At 77.2% G+C, this 1,603-nt stretch carries 1 protein-coding gene; it reads right to left on the reverse strand.

Features of this window, described 5'->3' with window-relative positions:
• On the reverse strand, positions 1-1,603 hold a 1,603-nt coding region (locus tag ACLBYG_RS31535; RefSeq protein WP_447684080.1), incomplete at both ends, for an AMP-binding protein.

The following is a 1,603-nucleotide window of genomic DNA, read 5'->3' on the forward strand; positions in this document are numbered from 1 at the left end:
CACCGGCACCGGGTGCAGCGCGTCGTCGAGGACGTGGAGCTGCGTGTTGGCGATCGGGTGCCCGATCGGCACGCGCGGGGCATCCGGCTCGGGCCCGCAGGTCCAGGCGCTGACGTCGACGGCCGCCTCCGTCGGCCCGTAGAGGTTCGCCAGGTCGGCCCGGCTCTGGGCGCGGACGGCGGCCGCGAGGTCGGGGGCGAGCGCCTCGCCGCTGCACACGATGCGGGACAGGCTCGAGCAGGCGGCGAGCCGGCCGGACGCCAGGAACGCCTCCAGCAGGGCGGGCACGAAGTGCACGATCGTCACCGCGTCCCGCCGGATCAGGGCGGCCAGCGCGTCCGGATCGCGGTGGGCCTGCGGCGGCGCCATGACGAGGCGTGCGCCGCTGACGAGGGGCAGGAGGATCTCCCAGACGGCGACGTCGAAGGAGACCGGGGTCTTGTGCAGGATCACGTCGGCGGGGCCGACCGCGAAATGGGCCCGCATCCAGGCGAGGCGGTTGGCGATGGCGGCGCGGGTGTTGGCGCAGCCCTTGGGCGTGCCGGTCGAGCCGGACGTGTAGATGAGGTAGGCCAGGGCGTCCGGGTGCGGCGCCGCGGCCGGCAGGGCGGGATCGTCCGCCGCCTCTGCCAGATCCGGGGTGAGGATCTGCAGGTCCGGAAGCTCCGCCGGCCCGGGCATCCGCGCGGCCGGGCCGGACTCGGTGACGAGGAGGCGCAGGGCCGCCTCTCGGGCGGTCGCGACGAGGCGCGGGCGCGGCAGCTCGGGGTTGAGGGGCAGGATCGCGGCCCCCGTCTTGAGAACGGCGAGCCAGGCGACGAGCAGCGCGCAGGACCGCTCCAGCCCGACGCCGACCAGAGTGTCGGGACCGGCCCCGGCGCGGGCGAGGCGGCGGGCCAGCGCGGAGGCCGCGCTGTCGAGGGCGCGGCGGGTGAGCGCGCCCTGCCCGTCGGTCACCGCGATCGCGTCCGGGTCGTGCGCCAAGTGGCCTGCGAAGGCGGCGAGCACGTCGCCGGCGCCGTCCGGGTAGGCCCGCGCGGTCGCGTTCGCCGACCCGATCATCGCCCGGTCGCTGTCGGGCAGCGGCGGCGGCAGCGCCCCGAGCGGGGTTGCCGGGTCGGCCTCGGCCAGGGCGGCGAGCTGGGCCACGAAGGCGGCGAGCAGCGCCTCGGCGTCCGCGTGTCCCAGGCGATCGGCAGCGTAGCTCAGGCGCAGGGCCAGCCGCGTCCCGTCGGGGCCGGTCTCCGGGTGGACCACCAGGGTGACGGGGTAGTGCGTGGTCTCGGCGACGATGGCCGGGCCGAGACGCAAGGCGTGCGGGTCGGCAGCGTCGCCGTCCCCGTCCCCGTTTCCGTCGCCGTCCCGTCCGTGGCGCGCGGCGGCGAGGGCTTGGTCGACGGGGTAGTTCTCGAACACCACGAGGCTGTCGAACAGGCCGCCCGTCCCTGTGCCCGCGCCCGCGCCCGCGGGACCGGCGAGGCGCTGGATGGCGGCCAGGGGCAGGTGGCCGTGCTCGCGCAGGCCGAGACCGGCCTCCTGCACGCCCGCCAGCCACGCGCCGAGCGGCCGGGCCGGGTCGAGGTCCACGACCACCGGCAGGGTA

The organism is Methylobacterium sp. D53M (assembly GCF_053345625.1).